The organism is Xenorhabdus sp. PR6a, assembly GCF_028599065.1.
Lineage (GTDB): Bacteria > Pseudomonadota > Gammaproteobacteria > Enterobacterales > Enterobacteriaceae > Xenorhabdus > Xenorhabdus doucetiae.
Genome location: NZ_JAQRFJ010000154.1, coordinates 1 through 1,495 on the forward strand (window position 1 = coordinate 1; position 1,495 = coordinate 1,495).

Annotated in this window: 1 protein-coding gene; it reads right to left on the reverse strand. The window is 52.0% G+C overall.

What is annotated here, in order from left to right; translation table 11 throughout:
* Nucleotides 1-36 precede the first annotated feature (36 nt).
* Nucleotides 37-954 carry an integrase domain-containing protein gene (locus PSI15_RS17970; RefSeq protein WP_273584702.1) on the reverse strand — a complete coding sequence of 306 codons (918 nt, stop codon included), beginning with the start codon at nucleotides 952-954 and terminating at the stop codon, nucleotides 37-39.
* Between the last annotated feature and the right edge of the window lie 541 nt (nucleotides 955-1,495).

Here is a 1,495-nt window from a genome sequence, read left to right on the forward strand (position 1 = left end):
GATCAAAACATCAGACCGCGTATATACCAGTACAACTTATTTGTCCTCAATATCCTGATAATACACCTGCCGGATATAGCGCCCCCGCCCATCCCCGTGCCCCAAATCCATCGACACCAGTGCCAGCGCTTCCCGTTCGCTGAACCCCTGAGCTTTGTAATGCGCGCCGGATTGCTGCGCAAAATGGTAACGCATACTGTGCGGCGCTTGCTGACCCACCAGTCCGGCACGTCTGACCACGTAACGGTAACGATCTATCGCCTGATGGATCGTGGGCTTATCAATCAATCTGCCGCTGCATTCTGCCTTTGCCCGCTCCGCATAATCAATGGCGTGGTACAACGCGGCACGGTCGAGGATGATCGTCTGCCTCGGCCGCCCGCCTTTGGTGCCAAATACTATCCGCACGGAGGTATGGCCGTTTTCCAGCGCTTTTTTCCAGGTGGCTAAGGATTTACAGGCTTCCACCGCTTCTTTGGTGCGCAACCCCAGCACATACGCCAGTTGCATCACCGCAGCCACGCCCCGGTCTTTTTGCTCGACCTGCTGAAAAATTTCTCTGAACGCTGTCGGTGTCAGCGCAGCCTTCGTGCCCTTGCGGCTCATCTCCGCAATACCGAGTGCCCGGTTGCTCAGACGCGGATTATCCAGTGTAGCCAACTTAAGCTTTCCGGCCTGCGCTAAAATCGCTCTCAGTGCTGACATCTCATTTTGCAGTGTCCTGTGACTAATATGGTCAGTCTTACGCTGAGTAATATAGCGCTCAATATATTTCGCCTTGAGGCTATCCATTTGCCTGAGTTTAATGCCGTTGTTTTTCAAATAGTCGAGGAACTGCTGGGCAATGCGCTCCCGGTCAGCAACCGTGGCAAAACTCCCGCCGGCTTTTCGGGCGTGGGTGATAAATTCTTTTCTGAACCGTTCAATTTTCGAACGTGCCGATTTCTGCGCCATCCTCGCATCTCCTGCTAATTTGCTTCTATTTCATTCATTTTTCATTCATTTTTAAACAATTTCCTGCGTGTCGGTTCAGGTTCACCGCTCCGTGGTGCGTCAGATAATGTGTAGCAGGAGAAGGTTGCGTTGAGTTTTTGCAGGAGCTCGCGACGTGCTCAGCACAGCGATGAAATGCTCCCCGTTCAGAGCCTGAAACAGTCAGGGTGAACGCCTCATTATCTTGACGTGGGTAATCTCTCCTTTTTACGGTATCAGCCTGTTGCAAGGCGGTGGGTTAAAAAACAAACGGAATAAAGTGAGTCAGAAGCGGAAAAATGCCCGTGACAACGGGTTACTTTGAGTAAGATGTGGATCAAACCAGTCGTAAAGGCAGGCCGGGCGTGTTCTGGACGTGGGTCGCCTGGCGGCGTCACTTGGTAATCGCGCTGCTTTTACACAAGTGACGCCGCACAACAGTGGACGCTGAAATCATTAGCGCCCTCTGATCTTTTCGTGCAATCGCTGTACAGAGATCAGGACGTTTATCGTCAGTGTTCAA